General features: G+C 67.9%; 19 protein-coding genes. 13 read left to right on the top strand and 6 right to left on the bottom strand.

What is annotated here, in order from left to right:
• Positions 1 to 9: 9 nt before the first annotated feature.
• The 3 genes from A5758_RS22685 to A5758_RS22675 are packed head-to-tail and all read left to right on the top strand — an operon-like array spanning position 10 to position 2,322.
• Entirely contained in the window at positions 10 to 723 is a 714-nt protein-coding gene (locus A5758_RS22685; protein WP_067744633.1) for a uracil-DNA glycosylase, read from the top strand.
• A 5-nt stretch (positions 724 to 728) separates the two neighbouring features.
• Positions 729 to 1,655 (top strand): NADP-dependent oxidoreductase, encoded by a 927-nt coding sequence (locus tag A5758_RS22680; protein WP_067744630.1) that lies wholly within the window; start codon positions 729 to 731, stop codon positions 1,653 to 1,655.
• A gap of 16 nt (positions 1,656 to 1,671) precedes the next feature.
• Entirely contained in the window at positions 1,672 to 2,322 is a 651-nt protein-coding gene (locus A5758_RS22675) for a nitroreductase (RefSeq protein ID WP_067744627.1), read from the top strand.
• 1 nt (position 2,323) lies between these two features.
• Here A5758_RS22675 and A5758_RS22670 read toward each other — a convergent pair whose 3' ends face one another.
• The 3 genes from A5758_RS22670 to A5758_RS22660 are packed head-to-tail and all read right to left on the bottom strand — an operon-like array spanning position 2,324 to position 4,893.
• Complete coding sequence (locus tag A5758_RS22670; protein WP_067744624.1) at positions 2,324 to 3,154, bottom strand: oxidoreductase; 831 nt, start codon at positions 3,152 to 3,154, stop codon at positions 2,324 to 2,326.
• Between the two features lie 2 nt (positions 3,155 to 3,156).
• A complete protein-coding gene (locus A5758_RS22665; protein ID WP_067744621.1) occupies positions 3,157 to 4,401 on the bottom strand; it encodes a hypothetical protein in 1,245 nt (414 codons plus the stop codon).
• Positions 4,402 to 4,449: 48 nt separating this feature from the next.
• Entirely contained in the window at positions 4,450 to 4,893 is a 444-nt protein-coding gene (locus tag A5758_RS22660; RefSeq protein ID WP_067199768.1) for a nuclear transport factor 2 family protein, read from the bottom strand.
• Between the two features lie 96 nt (positions 4,894 to 4,989).
• On the opposite strand from A5758_RS22660, the gene A5758_RS22655 reads away from it, so the two are divergent.
• A complete protein-coding gene (locus A5758_RS22655) occupies positions 4,990 to 5,880 on the top strand; it encodes an SDR family NAD(P)-dependent oxidoreductase (RefSeq protein WP_067744753.1) in 891 nt (296 codons plus the stop codon).
• A 2-nt stretch (positions 5,881 to 5,882) separates the two neighbouring features.
• Positions 5,883 to 6,704 (top strand): mycofactocin-coupled SDR family oxidoreductase, encoded by an 822-nt coding sequence (locus A5758_RS22650; RefSeq protein WP_067744620.1) that lies wholly within the window; start codon positions 5,883 to 5,885, stop codon positions 6,702 to 6,704.
• 7 nt (positions 6,705 to 6,711) lie between these two features.
• On the opposite strand, the gene rpmB is transcribed toward A5758_RS22650, so the two are convergent.
• Entirely contained in the window at positions 6,712 to 6,906 is a 195-nt protein-coding gene (gene rpmB / locus A5758_RS22645) for a 50S ribosomal protein L28 (protein WP_046185726.1), read from the bottom strand.
• Between the two features lie 259 nt (positions 6,907 to 7,165).
• Here rpmB and A5758_RS22640 point away from each other — a divergent pair, with 259 nt between their 5' ends.
• Genes A5758_RS22640 through A5758_RS22630 form a run of 3 tightly spaced genes read left to right on the top strand, consistent with a single transcriptional unit; the run spans position 7,166 to position 11,783 of the window.
• Positions 7,166 to 8,851: a DAK2 domain-containing protein gene (locus tag A5758_RS22640; protein WP_067199856.1), complete on the top strand. Its 1,686-nt coding sequence runs from the start codon at positions 7,166 to 7,168 to the stop codon at positions 8,849 to 8,851.
• A 2-nt stretch (positions 8,852 to 8,853) separates the two neighbouring features.
• Entirely contained in the window at positions 8,854 to 11,073 is a 2,220-nt protein-coding gene (gene recG, locus A5758_RS22635) for an ATP-dependent DNA helicase RecG (RefSeq protein WP_067744617.1), read from the top strand.
• Positions 11,070 to 11,783 carry an HNH endonuclease family protein gene (locus A5758_RS22630; RefSeq protein WP_067199759.1) on the top strand — a complete coding sequence of 238 codons (714 nt, stop codon included), beginning with the start codon at positions 11,070 to 11,072 and terminating at the stop codon, positions 11,781 to 11,783. The genes recG and A5758_RS22630 overlap by 4 nt, the downstream gene beginning before the upstream one ends.
• Before the next feature lies 1 nt (position 11,784).
• Here A5758_RS22630 and A5758_RS22625 read toward each other — a convergent pair whose 3' ends face one another.
• On the bottom strand, positions 11,785 to 12,630 hold the full coding sequence (locus tag A5758_RS22625) for an aldo/keto reductase (protein WP_156622753.1): 846 nt from the start codon (positions 12,628 to 12,630) through the stop codon (positions 11,785 to 11,787).
• A gap of 346 nt (positions 12,631 to 12,976) precedes the next feature.
• Here A5758_RS22625 and A5758_RS22620 point away from each other — a divergent pair, with 346 nt between their 5' ends.
• From A5758_RS22620 to coaD, 5 genes are all read left to right on the top strand, one after another.
• Positions 12,977 to 14,092: an alpha/beta hydrolase gene (locus A5758_RS22620; RefSeq protein ID WP_067744611.1), complete on the top strand. Its 1,116-nt coding sequence runs from the start codon at positions 12,977 to 12,979 to the stop codon at positions 14,090 to 14,092.
• Positions 14,093 to 14,188: 96 nt separating this feature from the next.
• Entirely contained in the window at positions 14,189 to 14,953 is a 765-nt protein-coding gene (locus A5758_RS22615; protein ID WP_067199749.1) for a DsbA family protein, read from the top strand.
• Between the two features lie 8 nt (positions 14,954 to 14,961).
• Entirely contained in the window at positions 14,962 to 15,585 is a 624-nt protein-coding gene (locus A5758_RS22610; RefSeq protein ID WP_197503642.1) for a vitamin K epoxide reductase family protein, read from the top strand.
• Between the two features lie 10 nt (positions 15,586 to 15,595).
• Positions 15,596 to 16,150, top strand: coding sequence for a 16S rRNA (guanine(966)-N(2))-methyltransferase RsmD (gene rsmD / locus A5758_RS22605; RefSeq protein ID WP_067744608.1), 555 nt, complete (start codon positions 15,596 to 15,598; stop codon positions 16,148 to 16,150).
• A gap of 24 nt (positions 16,151 to 16,174) precedes the next feature.
• Positions 16,175 to 16,657, top strand: a complete 483-nt coding sequence (gene coaD, locus A5758_RS22600) for a pantetheine-phosphate adenylyltransferase (RefSeq protein ID WP_066952547.1) — start codon at positions 16,175 to 16,177, stop codon at positions 16,655 to 16,657.
• A 48-nt stretch (positions 16,658 to 16,705) separates the two neighbouring features.
• Here coaD and A5758_RS22595 read toward each other — a convergent pair whose 3' ends face one another.
• Complete coding sequence (locus A5758_RS22595; RefSeq protein WP_067744605.1) at positions 16,706 to 17,923, bottom strand: permease; 1,218 nt, start codon at positions 17,921 to 17,923, stop codon at positions 16,706 to 16,708.
• Positions 17,924 to 17,970 lie beyond the last annotated feature (47 nt).

Below are 17,970 nucleotides of genomic sequence, written 5' to 3'. Positions count from 1 at the left end.
GGTGGCGCGATGAGCCTTGATGCTTCGAAAGGACCGGTGACGGCGGCGCGGCCGTTGAGCGAACTCGTCGAGCAGGGTTGGGCGACCGCGCTGCAGCCGGTGGCCGATCGGGTCGCCGCGATGGGCCAGTTCTTGCGGGCCGAGATCGCGGCTGGGCGCAGGTACTTGCCGGCGGGTCCGAATGTGTTGCGCGCGTTCACGTTTCCCTTCGACAGCGTCCGGGTGCTGATCGTCGGGCAGGACCCGTACCCGACGCCGGGGCACGCCGTGGGCCTGAGCTTTTCGGTGGCCCCGGACGTGCTCCCGTTACCGCGCAGCCTGGCCAACATCTTCGACGAGTACGCCGCCGACCTCGGGCATCCGCAGCCCACGTCCGGCGACCTGACGCCGTGGGCCGAGCGCGGGGTGATGCTGCTGAACAGGGTGCTCACCGTGCGCCCGAGCAACCCCGCCTCGCACCGGGGGAAGGGCTGGGAGGCGGTGACCGAGTGCGCGATCCGTGCGCTGGCGGCGCGCTCGCAGCCGATGGTGGCGATCCTCTGGGGCCGCGACGCCTCGACGCTCAAACCGATTCTGGCCGAGGGCAATTGTGTGGCGATCGAGTCGCCACACCCGTCGCCGTTGTCGGCGTCTCGGGGATTCTTCGGGTCGCGTCCGTTCAGCCGCGCCAACGAACTGCTCACGGGCATGGGCGCCGATCCCATCGATTGGCGACTGCCTTGACCGAGATGAGGGCCTTGCGGGCGCACCACCGGGGCGGCCCGGAGCAGCTGGTGGTCGAGCGGACGCCCGTGCCGGCCCCGGCCGCGGGCGAAGTCTTGCTGGCCGTCCACGCCGCCGCTATCACGTTCGACGAGTTGACGTGGGAGGAGACCTGGACCCGAGACGGGGTGAGCCGGACGCCGGTGATCCCGTCGCATGAAGTATCGGGCGTGGTCTCCGACGTGGCCCCGGGCGTGACGGACTTCGCGCCCGGCGACGAGGTGTACGGGCTGATCCCGTTCGACCGGGACGGTGCGGCGGCGGAATTCGTCTGCGCCCCCGCGGGGGACCTGGCCGCCAAGCCTTCGACGGTCTCGCACGCCGTCGCCGCCGCGCTGCCGCTGGCCGGCCTCACCGCCCTGCAGGCCCTGACCGACCACGCCGGCGTGCGCCCGGGTGAGGCCGTGCTGGTGCACGGCGGCGCGGGCGGGGTGGGCGCCTTGACGGTTCAGCTGGCCGCGATGCTCGGCACGCGCGTCACCGCCACGGTGCGCAGCGATGCCGGTGACCTCGTCCGGGGATTCGGTGCCGTCCGGGTGATCGACGTCCGCACCGAGACATTCGAAGACGCCGTCTACGACGCCGTGATCGACACCGTCGGCGGTGAGACGCTGGACCGATCGTTTCCGGTGCTCCGCCCGGGCGGGCGGCTGGTCACCCTGTCGGCGCCGCCGCCGGCGGGTGTGGCCGACGAATACGGCGTCACGGCAACCTTTTTCATCGTCACGGCGAATCGGGATCAGCTGGTCGAGCTTGCGGCGCTGGTTGACCGGGGACAGTTGCGGGTGGAGATCGCCGACACGTTCCCACTCGAGCAGGGCCGCGAGGCTTTCGAAAGCGGCGGCCGCCCGGGCCGGCGGCCCGGCAAGACGGTCATCGTGGTTCGGGATTGACGGCGGGGCACCGGCTGTGTACGACCTGGAAGACACCATTCGGCAACGGAATTCGACGCGGCTCTTCCTGCCCGACCCGGTACCGCGCCACCTGGTGGAGGAATCGCTGGAGCTGGCGATTCGCGCGCCGTCGAATTCGAACGTGCAGCCATGGCACATGGTGTTCGTCTCCGGTGCGGCGCGGGACCGGTTGGTCGCCGCCATGCTGGAAAGGGCGCGCGCCGAACCGCCTAACGTCCCGCAACTGCCCGCCGCGTTCGCTCATTTCCGGAGCGACACCGGCGCACACGTCTACGGCGCGATGGGCATTGCCCGCCATGACAGCGAGGCCCGGCGCATCGCCGTGTTGCGCAACTGGGAGTTTTTCCGCGCACCGCTGGGCGGCATCGTGTGCATGCACCGCGACCTCGGTTACGCCGACAGCATGGGTGTCGGCATGTTCCTGCAGACGCTGCTGCTGGCGTTGACCGCACGCGGATTGGGCACCTGCGTGCAGGTGGCCATCGCCGGTTATCCCGACGTCGTTCGCGAGCAGCTCGATATCCCCTCGGAGCTGAACATCCTGTGCGGCCTGTCGATCGGTTACCCCGATCCCGATTTTCCCGCCAACAACCTGCACATCGGTCGAGACCCCGTGGACCGGCACGCCGTGTTCCTCGACGAGTGACTTACGAACTCTCGAAGTTGACGTCCTTGGTGACGGCTTTCCACTGTTCGATCGACGACGACAGCGCGGCGATCTTGTCGCGCATGGCCTTGAGTACGTCGCGGCCCAGCAGCAGCCGCAGCGGTGGCTCGTCGAGCGTGGTCACCATCAGCACCGCCTCGGCGACCTTCTTGGGATCACCGGGGAGATGATCGGCGAACTGCTTGATCAGGTCCTTGCGCGCCGCCACGTCGACGTAATCGGCTATCGGGGTTCCCGACTCCTTCATCGACCGCGTCGCCCAGTCGGTGCGGAAGGCGCCGGGCTCGATGGCGGTCACCTTGATCCCGAGCGGCCGCACCTCGGTGGCCAGCGCCTCGGTGATCGCTTCCAGCGCGAATTTCGTCGATGAGTAATACGCGTTGGGCGGGTTGGCGACCAGACCGGTCATCGACGACATGTTGATGATGTGCCCGGAGCCGCGTGCACGCATGGCCGGCAGCACCGCCTTGATCATGTTGACCGCACCGAAGTAGTTGACCTCGAACAGCTTTCGAACCTCGGCGTCCTCGCCCTCCTCCACTGCGGACAGGTAGCCGTGGCCGGCGTTGTTGACCAGTACGTCGATGCCGCCGAACGCTGCATCGGCCGCCGACACCGCCGCCGCGATCTGATCGGCGTCCGTCACGTCGAGCGCAACGGCCAGCGCCCGGTCGCCGAACTCGTCGATGAAGTCGCGCACCGAGTCGGCCCGCCGCGCGGTCACCACCGCGCTGTGGCCCGCTTCCAGTGCGGCGCGCGCGATTTCGCGCCCGAAGCCGGTGGAGCATCCGGTGATCAGCCAGCGCGACATCGCTAGATCGCCCCTTCCGGCAGGCGCCGCAGATACGCGGTTCGCCGAGCCGCGAGTTGGGCGGCCCGTTCCTGCGGGCTCATCCGCGGCAGGTGCGGCACCTCGGCGTCGAGCCGGTCCAGCTTTACCACCCGCCCACGGGCGCCGAGGTCTTCGCGGGGACCCGCCTCGCCGAATTCCGCCATGCGCAAAGTCAAGATCCCCTCGCGCAGGCCCTCGGAGTCGATCCAGTTGGTCACGCCGGGATCGGCCGGCGCGATCACGTAGGTGTAGCCGCCGTCCTCGTTGGCGACCGATTGCGCCTTGTTGAGGCTGCCGGTGCGGTAGAGGATGTCCAGCGTGGTGCCCCAGATGTTGCTCAGCGGCACCGTGAAGTACTCGGCGCCACCGTCGTTGAGGTCCACCACGAACGCCTCGTCGGGTGCGAGATCGAAACGGCCCATGACGTAGACCTGGTTGCGCATCGCGCCGACCTTGTCGGCCGACCACGCCAGGTTGAAATGGTTGGCGGGCATCTTGTACACGCCGTGGCTGAGTTTGCCGGTGAAGTCGGCGAAGTACTCCATCATCGCCGCGGTGGCCTCGGCCTGCTCGTCGAGCGTGCGTGCTGGTGTCGCGGGCGGCCCACCGAGCCGTTGCACCTCAAGGTAATTGGGGTCGTCGCGGCCCCAGTCCAGCAGCACGTCTCGGATGTAGAACTCGTGCGCCGCGGGGGAGGTCTGCACGTGGTTGGGCCGCCCGCCGGCGGGGTCGGCGTCCACGGTGATGGTGAAGCTGCCGTCGGAGTCGACCCGCATGGTGCGTCCGTTCAGCACGTCGACGGTGCCCATGTGGGCATCCCAGAGCGTGAAGTAGTTTTCGGTCATGCGGTGTTCGCCCACCCGGCCGTGGATTTCGTAGCGTTCGTCACCGGAGATCGGGATCACCCGGTACACGCTGTCCGGATTGTCGATGCCCCAACGTGACCCGGGAATGCGCCGACCGTCGACGGGATGCGCCAGCCGGGTGATGCAGCTGACCTTCGGCCTCAGCTTGTCCTGGTTGGACGACCACACCGCCGCCGAGAACATCACCTCGGCGAACGCGTCGTCGAACCGCTCCCGCATCGCGTCCGACGCCTGGGCGCGGCCCAGCCAGGTCTCGGCCACCGTCCGATAGGCGGCCTTGACGGTCGGGTGCTCGATCAGGTCCAGGGCGGCTAGTTCCTGCTCGTGCTGGGATTTCGTCGCGACGGGGTCATCACGCATGCGCTGTTCCTCCGATGTATTGCTCAAAACGATTGGCACACAACGCGATCAGAACTTCAAATGCTGGCTGACGTCGCCGACCTGATCGATGAACATGGTGCGGCTGTCGAACCGCCAGGCGCCGTCCACCCGCGCAAACGTGTCCTTGTAGTGTCCGGTCACGATCACCTGCAAGGGCAGGTCGGGGGTGGCCTGCGTGACGCAGTAGTAGGACGTGCTGCGGGCGGTCCCTTCGGCCTCGTCGATGTGCAATTGCACGTTGGTGGTGTTGTGTTTGGTCTTGGGGGTGCCGTCGGAGTAGATGCGTGTGGCCATCTCATACATCTCGCGCACCCGGGCGGCCCCGGCGAACACCGTCTCCGGTGGGCCGTCCTCCACGCCGCAGATGCGGCCGTGCTCGAAGAGCCGGGCGACCCCGTCCAAATCGCCCCCGTCGAGAAGCTCGGCGTAGGTGTAGATGAGGTTGGTGATTTCGGTTGCGCTGTCACTCATGTGGAACCACCTCTGAACCCATCTCCTCCGCTTCCGCGAACAATGGTGGCAGAACCGGTCCAATTAACATAGAACCGACCATTACTCTTGATCGCCGTGACGTTACCTTGGACGCCGAGCCGGCTCGGCAACCTGACCGGCAAGCGAATCGTCGTGACCGGAGCGACCAACGGGGTCGGCCTGGGCACCGCCCGTGCCCTGGCCGAGGCCGGCGCGCACGTGATCCTGGCGGTGCGCAACACCGAGCTGGGCGAGCAACGCGCTGCCGAGATGGGCGGCTCGACGTCGGTGGCCAGGGTCGACCTCGCCGACCAATCGTCGGTGCGCGCCTTCGCGAAATCGATCGACGACGACATCGACATCCTGATCAACAACGCCGGCGCGCTGACCGACCGCCGCACCGACACGGTCGACGGATTCGAGATGACGCTGGGCACCAACCTGCTCGGACCGTTCGCCCTGACCAACCTGCTGCTGCCCAAGGTGCGCACGCAGATCATCAACGTCGGCTCCGACGCACACCGGTCGGCGACGCTGCGCATGGACGACCTGCACCTACGCCGTCATAAGTGGACCCGGCTGGGCGCCTACGCGCAGTCGAAGCTCGCGGTCATGCTGTGGGGACTCGAGCTGGACCGCCGGTTGCGCGCCGCCGGCTCGCCGATCGTCACCCAGCTCACCCACCCGGGCTGGGTCGCCTCGAACCTGTCGCAGCTCGGCGACTCGCCAGTGATGGCGGCGGCCCACAAAGTGGTCAAGCTGGTAGCCGACCGGCTGGCCAACGACATCGACGAGGGGGCGGCACCCACGCTGTACTGCATCAGCGAGCCGGTGCCCCCGGGCAGCTACGTCGGGGTCAGCGGCAGGTTCGGCCTGCGCGGCGGGCCGGTGCTGATCGGCCGGTCACCGGTCGCCTGCGACTATGACACGGCCGCTCGCCTGGTGGCCTTCGCCGAAGAACAGACCGGCACGAAGCTGGAGGTATAGCCATGGGTGAACTCGACAACAAGGTCGCCGTCATCACCGGTGCGGCGCGCGGCCAGGGCCGCAGTCACGCCGTCGCCCTGGCCGAACAGGGCGCCGACATCATCGCGGTGGACATCTGCGCCGATATCGACGCGATTCCCTACCCGCTGGGGACCAAATCGGATCTCGACGAGACCACGCGGCTGGTCGAAGCCACGGGCCGCAAGGTGGTGCGCGTCGTCGCCGACGTCCGCGACCTGGCGCAACTGGAGGCCGCGGTGCAGAGCGGAATCGACGATCTAGGGGAGGTGGACATCGTCATCGCCAACGCCGGGGTGGTGGCGATCGGTGATCCGGAATCCCATTCCGAACCGGTGTTCAACTCGATCGTGGATACCAACCTCAAGGGGGTGTGGCACACGTTGTTGGCGACGGTCCCGTCGATCATCCGCAAGGGCCAGGGCGGGTCGATCGTCCTGGTCAGCTCGTCGCAGGGGCTGACCGGCCGGGGCGGCGACGGCAGTGCGGCGATGTTCGCCTATGCCGCGTCCAAGCATGGGGTGGTGGGGTTGATGCGGTCAGCGGCCAATGCCTATGCGCAACACAAGATTCGGGTCAACTCAGTGCATCCGAGCGGCGTCATGACGCCGATGATCCTCAACGACTTCGTCGTCAACCGGATGCTGGAGAACCCGAACCCGGCCGTCTCCCAGATGCTGCTGCCCGACGTGCCGTTGGTCGAGGCGCAGGACGTGACGGAGGCGGTGCTGTGGCTGGTCGGTCCCCGTGCCCGCTACGTGACGGGCGTGTCGATACCCGTCGACGCCGGGCACGTCGTGATGTAGCGGCGGGCTAGCCCCGGACGACCTTGCCGGCCTTGATGCAGGACGTGCAGACGTTCAGGCGCTGCTTGTTGCCGCCCGGTCGGGTGACAACGTGCACGGTCTGGACGTTGGGGTCCCACCGGCGGCTGGTGCGGCGGTGGGAGTGCGACACCGACTTACCGAAGCCGGGGCCTTTCCCGCAGATGTCGCACACAGCGGCCATGGTTCAAGCTCCTCAAATCTCGGGGGTCCGGCTCGGCGGTCTGACACGTGGCCGGGACAGCCCGGGCTGACCGGGCCCAACCAGGATACCGATTGTCCTGGCAACCACCAAAACGATCGCCGCCGCTGTCGCCCTGTCTGGCTAGGCTCAATGGGTCGGATCGCCCCGCCGGCGGGTGGTGGTCACGGGCAGCCGTTGCCCGGGCCGCCGAGCTACGCTGGCGCCCACCGGGAGCAGGGTGTGGAGGAGGTGGGTAAAACTGGGAGCGTCGGAGCGTCTGCTGGACGCGATCACCTTGCGGGACTGGGCGCACACCGCCGTCAGCGACCTGATCACCCACATCGATGAGATCAACCGGCTCAATGTCTTTCCGGTTGCCGATTCCGACACCGGCGCGAACATGCTGTTCACCATGCGCTCGGCGCTGGCCGAGGCCAACGCGGGCGTCAATTCCGAGGGCGGCTCGGCCTGCGTCGCCCGGACCGCCGCGGCGATGTCGGCCGGTGCGCTGAACGGCGCCCGCGGGAATTCCGGCGTGATCTTGTCCCAAATCCTGCGGGGCATCGCCGACGTCACCGCCCTCGCGGCCACCGATTCCGGCGGTGAGCTGCCCCACATGGACGCGGCCATCCTCGAGGCGTCGTTGCGCCGCGGCGTGGACCTGGTCATCACCTCGATGGGCGGGGACGAGATCCCGGGGACCATCGTCTCGGTGCTGCGGGCCGCGGCCGACGCCGTCCGGGAGTGCGCCCAGGCCGGGGAAGGGCTCGCCGCAGCGATCATCGCCGCCGGCGATGCGGCGGTCGTCGCGCTGGAGAAGACGCCCGAACAGCTCGACGTGCTCGCCGACGCCGGTGCCGTGGACGCCGGCGGGCGGGGCCTGCTGGTCCTGCTGGACGCCCTGCGGACCACCGTCACCGGCCAGGCGCCCGCCCGAACCGTGTACGAGCTCTCGCCGCGGGCAGCGCAACCGGAAGGCGCCGCCGAGCGGCCGGCACCGCAGTTCGAGGTGATGTACCGGCTGGACGGATGCGATCCGGCCGCGGCGGACGTGCTGCGCGACCGGCTCGGGGAGCTGGGCGACTCCGTGGGCATCGCCGCCGCGCCGTCGTCGGCCGATTGCACGTACTCGGTGCACGTGCACACCGACGACGCCGGCGCCGCGGTCGAGGCGGGGCTGGCGGCGGGGCGGCTGAGCCGCATCGTGATTTCTGCGTTGAGCTCCGGCGGTACCGGGCTGCCGGCCGGCGGCTGGATACGGGAACGCGCCGTGCTGGCCGTGGTCGACGGCGACGGTGCCGCCGAGCTGTTCGGCGGGGAGGGTGCCTGTGTGCTGCAGCGCGATCCGGCCGCCAACGAACCCAACATCAGCGCCCACCAGCTGATGCGGGCGGTGGTCGACACCGGTGCCGCGCAGGTGATGGTGCTGCCCAACGGCTACGTGCCCGCCGAGGAGCTGGTGGCCGGGTGCACCGCGGCCATCGGGTGGGGTATCGACGTGGTGCCGATCCCGACCGGGTCGATGGTGCAGGGGCTGGCCGCGCTGGCCGTGCACGAAACCGACCGGCAGGCGGTGGACGACGGCTACACGATGGCCCGCGCCGCCGGTGCGGCCCGGCACGCATCGGTGCGCATCGCGACCGAGAGCGCGTTGACGTGGGCGGGCCGCTGCCAGCCGGGCGACGGCCTGGGGATCGCCGGGGACGAGGTGCTGATCGTGGCCGCCGACGCGGTCGCGGCGGCCATCGGCCTGCTCGATCTGTTGCTGGCCTCGGGCGGCGACCTGGTGACGGTGCTGGTCGGCGCCGACATCGACACCGAAGAGAACGCCGCGGCCGTGGGCGACATCCTGGAAAAACACATGCACGACCACCACCCGGGAACCGAACTCGTCACCTACCGCACCGGCCATCGCGGGGATGCGCTCTTGATCGGGGTCGAGTAGCCGTGGCGTCGCTGGGCGACCGGCTGGACTTCGTGGTGGGTGCCAAGGCCGCCGACCAGCTCGACGAGGAGTTGGGCATCCGGACCGTCGACGATCTGCTGCGCCACTATCCGCGCAGCTACACCGAGGGCGCGACCCGGTGGGACGCCGACGATCAACGACCGCCGGCCGGCGAGCACATCACGATCGTCGACACGATCACCGAAACCAAGACGTGGCCGATGAAGAAGACCCCGAAGAAGCTGTGCCACCGCATCACCCTCGGCGCCGGACGCAACAAGGTGACCGCGACGTTCTTCAACGCGAATTATTTGAAGAAGGACCTGACCGAGGGCACCAAGGTGATGCTCTCCGGGGAGGTCGGATTCTTCAACAACGTCATGCAGCTGACGCACCCGGCGTTCCTCATCCTCGACTCACCGGACGGCAAGAACCGGGGCACCAGCTCCCTGAAGAACATCGCCATCGCGTCGCAAGCCACCACCGGCGAGGTGCAGATGGCGGCCTTCGAGCGAGCCTTCTTTCCGATTTATCCGGCGACCACGAAGTTGCAGAGCTGGGACATTTTCAGGTGCGTGCGCCAGGTGCTCGACGTCCTGGATCCGGTGGATGACCCGCTGCCCGCCGACCTGCGCGGCCGTTACGGCCTGGTCTCCGAAGACCAGGCGTTGCGCGACATTCATTTGGCGGAAGACGAGGCGGCGCGGAGGCGGGCGCGGGAGCGCCTGACCTTCGACGAAGCCGTCGGGCTGCAGTGGGCGCTGGTCGCCCGGCGGCACAGCGAGCTGTCTGAATCTGGCCCCCCGGCGCCGCCGCGCCCCGACGGTCTGGCCGCGGAACTGTTGCGGCGGTTGCCGTTTGAGCTGACCGCCGGGCAGGGTGAGGTGCTCGACGTGTTCGCACAGGAGCTGTCGGCAACCCGGCCGATGAACCGCCTGCTCCAAGGTGAGGTCGGTTCAGGCAAGACCATCATCGCGGTGCTGGCGATGCTGCAGCTGGTGGACGCCGGTTATCAGTGTGCGCTGCTTGCCCCCACGGAAGTCCTTGCCGCCCAACACTTGCGGTCGATCAATGACGTGCTCGGCCCGTTGGCGATGGCGGGCCAGCTCGGCGGTGCGGACAACGCGACCCGGGTCGCCCTGCTCACCGGTTCGATGACGGCGGCGCAGAAGAAGCAAGTCCGTGACGAAGTGGCAAGCGGTCAGGTCGGGATCGTCGTCGGCACGCATGCGCTGTTACAGGACGCGGTGGAATTCCACAACCTGGGCATGGTGGTGGTCGACGAGCAACACCGGTTTGGTGTCGAACAGCGAGACCAGTTGCGCGCCAAGGCTCGTCCCGGCGTCACCCCCCACCTGCTGGTGATGACGGCGACGCCGATACCGCGCACGGTCGCGTTGACCGTCTACGGCGATCTGGAAACCTCGACGCTGCGCGAGCTTCCGCGCGGACGCCAGCCGATCACCAGCAACGTCATCTTCGTCAAGGACAAGCCCGCGTGGCTCGAGCGCGCCTGGCGGCGCATCATCGAAGAGGTCGCCGCCGGGCACCAGGCCTACGTGGTGGCGCCGCGGATCGACGAGACCGACGACCCGGAGAAGCAGGAGCAGAACGTCAGACCGTCGGAAACCGCCGAGGGCCTCTATGCCCGGCTGCGTTCCGGCGAGCTGGCCAATGTGCGTCTGGGGCTGATGCACGGGCGGTTGTCCGCCGACGAGAAGGACGCTGCGATGGCGGCGTTTCGGGCCGGTGAGATCGATGTGCTGGTGTGCACCACCGTCATCGAGGTGGGTGTCGATGTTCCCAACGCCACGGTGATGCTGGTGATGGACGCAGACCGCTTCGGCATCAGCCAGCTGCATCAACTGCGCGGCCGCATCGGCCGCGGCCAGCATCCCAGCCTGTGTCTGCTCGCCAGCTGGGTTTCGCCGGAGTCGCCGGCGGGCCGGCGGCTCTCCGCCGTCGCCGCCACCTTGGACGGGTTCGCGCTCGCCGACCTGGACCTCAAGGAGCGCCGGGAGGGAGACGTCTTGGGCCGCAACCAGTCCGGTCGAGCGATCAATCTGCGCTTGCTCTCGTTGGCCGACCACCGCGAGGTCATCGAGGCCGCGCGCGACTTCTGCGTGCGAGCCTACGCCGATGACCCGGCCAACCCCGAATTGGCTTTGCTGGCAGCGCCTTTCGTGGACACTGACCGAATCGAATACCTGGACAAGTCGTGAATCGCAAGGCGCTGCTGTGGTTGTCCGCGGTCGCGGCGCTCGCGCTGCTGGTGGCCTACCAGACGGTCGGATCCTCGACCGCCAGGCACGCCGCCGAATACGCGGCGCGCGCCGACGTCCCCACGGTGCAACCCGGCACCGACGTGCTCGCGGGCATCGCGGTGCTGCCGCTGCGCGCGCACCGGTACGACTACCGCAGGGCGGCATTCGGCGACGCGTGGGACGACGGCAACGACGCACCGCTGGGGCACAACGGCTGCGACACCCGCGACGACATCCTCAACCGCGACCTCGTCGACAAGACGTATGTGTCGACCAAACGGTGTCCGGACGCGGTGGCCAGCGGCACCCTGCACGACCCGTATACCAACACAACGATCGCGTTCCAGCGCGGCGCCAAGGTCGGCGAGGCCGTGCAGATCGACCACATCGTCCCGCTCGCCTACGCGTGGGACATGGGCGCCTATGCCTGGCCGGCGGGCGAGCGGCTGCGGTTCGCCAACGATCCGGCCAACCTCCTGGCCGTCCAGGGGCAGGCCAATCAGGACAAGGGCGACGCGCCGCCGGCGCTGTGGATGCCGCCGAATGCCGCGTTCGCCTGTCAGTACGCCATGCAGTTCATCGCCGTGCTGCGCGGCTATTCGTTACCGGTGGACCAGCCGTCGACTCCGATATTGCGTCAGGCGGCCGCCACCTGCCCGGCGGGCTAGGTCAGGTGCCGTCGTAGGTGTTGGGATCCGGGCGCAGCCGGGTGCCGTCGTTGAGCCCGTTGATGGCGTCCATGTGCTCGGCGGCCAACTCGAAGTCGAAGACGTCGAGGTTCCCGGCGATGTGCTCGGGATTGGCGGACCGGAAGACGACCGCGTTGCCCAGCTGCAGGTTCCACCGCAACAGCACCTGCGCCGGCGTCTTGCCGTATTCGCCGGCAACGGAAGTCACCGTCGGGTTGTCGTTCAACTTGCCGAGCGCCAGCGGCGTGTAGGCCTGGGTAACCACGTTGTGTTCGGCGTTGGTCTTGCGCAGCGCTTCCTGGTTGAGCAGCGGGTGCAACTCGACCTGGTTGACTACCGGGGTCACAAAGCTCAGGTCGATGACGTCCGTCACGTGTATGTCGGTGAAGTTCGAGACGCCGATCGACCGCGCGAGCCCGTCCCCGCGGCACTGGATCAGCCCGCCGAAGGAATTCACGTATTCGCCTCGTGCCGGGACCGGCCAGTGGATCAGGTACAGGTCGAGATAATCCAGGCCCAGCCGCTCCAGGCTCTCCTTGCAGGCCTCCATCGATCGCAGGAACCCGTGGTCGGTGGTGGCGAGTTTGGTGGTGACGAACAGTTCGGCACGCGGAATCCCGGAGGACGCAATCGCTCGGCCGACGGCCGCTTCGTTGCCGTAGGCCGAGGCGGTGTCGATCAGCCGGCAGCCCATCTCCAGCGCCGCGGAGACCGCGCGCTCGGTCTCGTCCTCCGACAAATCCGCGACGCCGAGGCCAAGGACGGGCATCGTGTTTTCGTCATTAAGAGCTATCGAGGGCACGGCAACGCCCGACTCGCCAGCCAATGTATTCACCTGCCTATGAAATTGAACGTTCGTGGACCAAACCGGATGTCGTCATCGAGCGAGGAGATCGACGCCATTCCATCGGCGCGATATTACCGGGCTGCAAAATACCACCTCGTCAAACGCCGGGGCGGGGCGCGCAGTGTTATCAGACCCTGGTCTGCATTTCGCATAATCGTGACCACGTAGTGTTGGTCACACGGCGCACCGGAACCGGCAATTGCCCTGTCGGTCGCGCAGCGCGCCCAGCGCCAAGGGCACTGACCGGTGGCCGCCGGGGCCGGAAGGCTTCGAGACGACGGCGGGCAGCGTCGAGCGTTACGACGTTTTATTCGAGGGAGTACCCATGACCAAGAGCGTGCCCGCGCCGGACCTGCACCTCGGCGTGAAGCACACGCCCATGCGCCTGGCCAGTCGCATGCAGGGCGCGGTCTCCACGATCGGCGTCAAGGTCATTCCGTGGATCCCGACCCCCGCCAAGCGAGCGCTGTTCGGTGGCCGCTCGGTGACCATCGACGGCAACACACTGGACCCCACGCTGCAGCTGATGCTCTCCGGTCTGCGCGCCGTCGGCATCGACGGCCTGGTCGTCGACGACGACCCGGGCGCGTCCCGCGCCCAGCTGCGCCAGCTGTTGCTGGAGCTTCCCGGGCCGCAGATCCACGTCGACGTCCAGGAGCTATCGCTGCCGGGGCCCGCCGGCGAAATCCCGGCGCGGCACTACCGCCCCGCCGACGGCGCGTCCGCGCCCGTGCTGGTCTTCTACCACGGCGGCGGATGGTCGATCGGCGACTTGGACTCCTACGACGCGTTGTGCCGGTTGACGTGCCGTGACGCCGGCATACACGTGCTGTCGATCGACTACCGGCTGGCTCCCGAGCATCCGGCGCCGGCCGCGGTCGAGGACGCGTACGCCGCCTTCAGGTGGGCATACGACCACGCCGGGGAACTCGGCGCCGCGCCAGGCCGGGTCGCGGTCGGCGGCGACAGTGCGGGCGGCAACCTGGCCGCCGTCGTCTGCCAACGGGCGCGCGACGAGGGTGACCCCGCCCCCGTGCTGCAGTGGCTGATCTACCCGCGGACCGACTTCACCGCGCAGACCCGTTCGATCGGCCTGTTCGCCCGCGGGTTCCTGCTGACCAAGCGCGACATCGATTGGTTCGAGTCGCAATACCTCAGGCGTTCGGGCATCGACCGGGCGGACCCGCGGGTATCGCCGCTGCTGGCCGAGTCGTTGGCCGGGCTGGCGCCCGCGCTGATCGCGGTCGCCGGTTTCGACCCATTGCGCGACGAAGGCGAGAGCTACGCGGCGGCCCTGCAGGCCGCCGGGACTGCGGTCGATCTGCGGTGCATGGGGTCGCTGACGCACGGCTTCGCCAATCTGTTCCAGCTCGGCGGCGGCAGCGCCGCCGCGACCACCGAGTTGATTTCGGCGCTGCGTGCCCACCTGAGCCGGGTCTGACCTGTTGCGCGGTCGCCGCCGGTAATCTAGAGGCGCCCACGAACGAGTTACGTCCACCAACGAACGACACCCGAGCACCGAAGGATCACGGAAACTGTGGCCGACAAATCCAAACGCCCCCCGCGCTTTGACATGAAGGCCGCCGACGGTAAATCGGGCCGACTCGTCCAGATCGGCGGGACCGCCGTCGTCGTCATCTTCCTCGTCGCGCTGGTCTCCTACATCGTGGTCACGCACCACAAGAAGACCGCCGCCATCGGCGCGGGCGACACGGTGCGGGTGACGTCGAGCAAGCTGGTCACCCAGCCCGGGACGAGCAACCCCAAGGCCGTGGTCACGTTCTACGAGGACTTCCTCTGCCCGGCCTGCGGCAACTTCGAGCGCACCTTCGGCCCGACGGTGTCCAGGCTCATCGACGTCGGCGCCATTGCGGCCGACTACTCCATGGTGTCGATTCTCGATAACTCCAGGAACCAGAACTACTCGTCGCGGGCGGGCGCCGCGGCCCTGTGCGTGGCCGACGAGTCCCTCGACGCGTTCCGCCGATTCCACACCGCGCTGTTCACCACCGACCTGCAGCCCAGCGAACGCGGCACCAGCTTTCCCGACAATGCCCGGTTGATCGAGCTCGCGCGCGAAGCCGGCGTCGTGGGCAAGGTGCCCGACTGCATCAACAGCGGCAAGTACATCGCCAAGGTCACGGGTGAGGCGGCGGCCGCGAAGATCAGTGCCACGCCGACCATCAAGATCAACGGCGACGATTACGACCCGTCCACGCCCGATGCGCTGGTCGCCAAGATCAAGAGCATCGTGGGCGACGTGCCGGGCATCGACGGCGCCGCGACCCCCGCGGCCACGTGACCACTCCGGTGTCAGCCCAAACCGCCGGCCTGACACCGGAATCGGGTCCCGAAGCGCGCGTGCCGGTGCCGAGCGCGTGGTGGGTGCTGATCGCCGGTGTGATCGGCTTGGTGGCCTCCGCGACGCTGACCGTGGAGAAGATCGACCTCCTGCTCAACCCGGCGTACGTGCCGTCGTGCAACTTCAACCCGATCCTGTCGTGCGGTTCGGTGATGGTCACGCCGCAGGCGTCGGTGCTGGGATTCCCCAATCCGCTGCTCGGCCTGGGGGCGTTCACCGTGGTGGTCGTCACCGGCCTGCTGGCGGTGACCAAAGTGGCTTTGCCGCAATGGTATTGGATCGGCCTGATGATCGGGCTGGTGATCGGGGCGGTGTTCGTGCACTGGCTGATCTACGAGAGCCTGTACAGCATCGGCGCGTTGTGTCCGTACTGCATGGTGGTCTGGGCGGCCACCATGACGCTGCTCGTTGTCGTCGCCTCGATCGTGTTCCGGCCGGCGCTGCAACGCCGGGGACGCGGTGTGGCGTGGGTGCTGTACCAATGGCGGTGGTCCATCGCCGCGCTGTGGTTCACCGCGGTGTTTCTGCTGATCATGGCGCGGTTCTGGGACTATTGGTCGACGCTGCTGTAAGTGTTGGCAGGTGACGCGGATCATCGGCGGCGTGGCAGGCGGCCGGCGCATCGCCGTCCCGCCGCGAGGGACCAGGCCGACCACCGACCGGGTGCGTGAGTCGCTCTTCAACATCTTGACTGTGCGGCGTGACCTGAACGGTATCGCGGTGCTCGACCTTTATGCCGGTTCCGGCGCACTGGGATTGGAGGCGCTGTCGCGTGGGGCCGCCTCGGCGCTGTTTGTGGAATCGGATCAGCGCAGCGCTTCGGTCATCGCACGCAACATCGACGCGCTCGGTTTGCCCGGCGCGGCGGTGCGCCGCGGCGCGGTCGCGACGGCCTTGGCGACCGGGACCCAGCGCCCGGTCGACCTCGTTCTGGCCGACCCGCCCTACGACGTCGAGGCCGCCGAGGTGGAAGCCGCGCTGGCCGCTTTGAACACGCACGGCTGGACGAAGGCCGGAACAGTGGCGGTGGTGGAGCGGGCGGCGTTCGGCGCGGAGCTGACCTGGCCGGCCGGCTGGTCCGTCTGGCCGCCGCGCGTGTATGGCGACACCCGTTTGGAGATGGCCGAACGACTGTGAGGCGGGCGTGTACCGTCTTTCGTCATGAGTGGCGCGGTATGCCCGGGGTCGTTTGATCCAGTGACGTTGGGCCACATCGACGTCTTCGAACGGGCGGCGGCTCAGTTCGACGAGGTGGTGGTGGCGATCCTGACCAATCCCGCCAAGAAGGGCATGTTCGAGCTCGACGAGCGGATCGCGATGATCAACGAGTCGACGACACATCTGCCCAACCTGCGCGTCGAGGCCGGCCAGGGCCTGGTGGTGGACTTCGTCAGGTCACAGGGGATGACCGCGATCGTGAAGGGCCTGCGCACCGGCACCGACTTCGAATACGAGCTGCAGATGGCGCAGATGAACAAGCACATCGCCGGCGTCGACACGTTTTTCGTCGCGACGACGCCGCGGTATTCGTTCGTGTCGTCGTCCTTGGCCAAAGAGGTTGCGCTGTTAGGCGGCGACGTCTCGGAACTACTGCCCGAACCGGTCAATCGCCGCCTGCGCGAAAAGCTTGCCGGCCGCTCCTGAAGCGCTGCACCGCAAACGCGCACTCGCGCAGAGGATTTGCGCCGCCAGCTAGTGGCACTCGTGATCGTGGTCGTGGCCACCTTCGGGGGAGCCGCCCATCATCCGCGCCATCGGAACTCCGCCCGTCGCGACAAACCGGACCACCAGTATGGCCGCGACGGCAAGGAAGGCGATGTTGAGCCAGGTCGTGTAGTTCCACGAAATCGTCGCTTCCATGACCGTGGCGTTGCGCTGCTTCGGAATGAGACTCGCTGCGCCGAAGAACAATTCGACCAGATAGCCGGCGGCGACCATGGCGGCGTAGAACGTGCCCAGCAGCGTCAGCATCATCCTGGTGCCGTAGTACTTGCGGTAGATGTTGAGGATCGGCAGGATCAGCAGGTCGGCGTAAATGAACGCGATGACACCGCCGAAACTGATGCCCCCGTTCCACAGCACCGCGGCCAACGGCACATTGCCGATCGAGCACACGAAGGACACGATCGCCACGATTGGTCCGACGATCGGACCCCATATCGTCGACCAGCCCGGGTGGTCGGCCAAAAAGAAGACCTGCCAAAACTTTTCGGGCACCCACGCCGCGATGGCCCCCGCGATCAACAAGCCCAGGACGAGGTCACGCAGGATCGCCAGCCACTCCATCACGAACACATGGGCAACGGAAGTGAAGCCCTCCGCGGAGAAGAGGCGCTGAGCGAACGAGCCCTGCTTCTTGATGGACATGTCCATGGCCGCATGGCCTTCCATCGAGCCGGCGATTCCGCGGTCGGCCTGCTCACGGGCGGCATCGATAAGCCGAGATCGCACGAACAACCGGAACAACACGGCGAGCACCACGATCATCAGCGGGCCGCCGACGAATTCCGCGGCGGTGAACTGCCAGCCCATCAGCAGGGCCAGGATGATGCCCAGTTCCACCACCAGGTTGGTAGAGCCGATCTCGAATGCCATGGCGGCGGTGAAGCTGGCGCCCTTGCGGAAGAGTGATCGGGCCAACGCGACCGCGGCGTACGAGCACGACGACGACGCCGCACCGAGGCCGGCGGCCAGCGCCAAGGTGCGCGGCCGGTCGTCGCCCAGCAGCGCCACGATGGTGGAGCGCCGCACCACCGCCTGCACCACCGCCGACAGGGCAAACCCCAAGATCAGCGCCCACAGGATTTCCCACGTCATCGATCCCGCCACCGCCAAGGCGTGTCCGACCGCTGCTAGCACGAGTTCTAATCCTTCCCCTTCGATGGGCTGGGCCCCAAACTTATACCCCATGGGGGTATAGGTCAACCGCTGCAAAGTGCGCTGGCCAGCGCCTGGAG

Origin of the sequence: Mycobacterium sp. 852014-50255_SCH5639931, from assembly GCF_001665605.1 — a bacterium.
Lineage (GTDB): Bacteria > Actinomycetota > Actinomycetes > Mycobacteriales > Mycobacteriaceae > Mycobacterium > Mycobacterium paraffinicum.
Note: the sequence above shows the minus strand (reverse complement) of the source record. Positions and strands in the feature narration are given on the sequence as shown.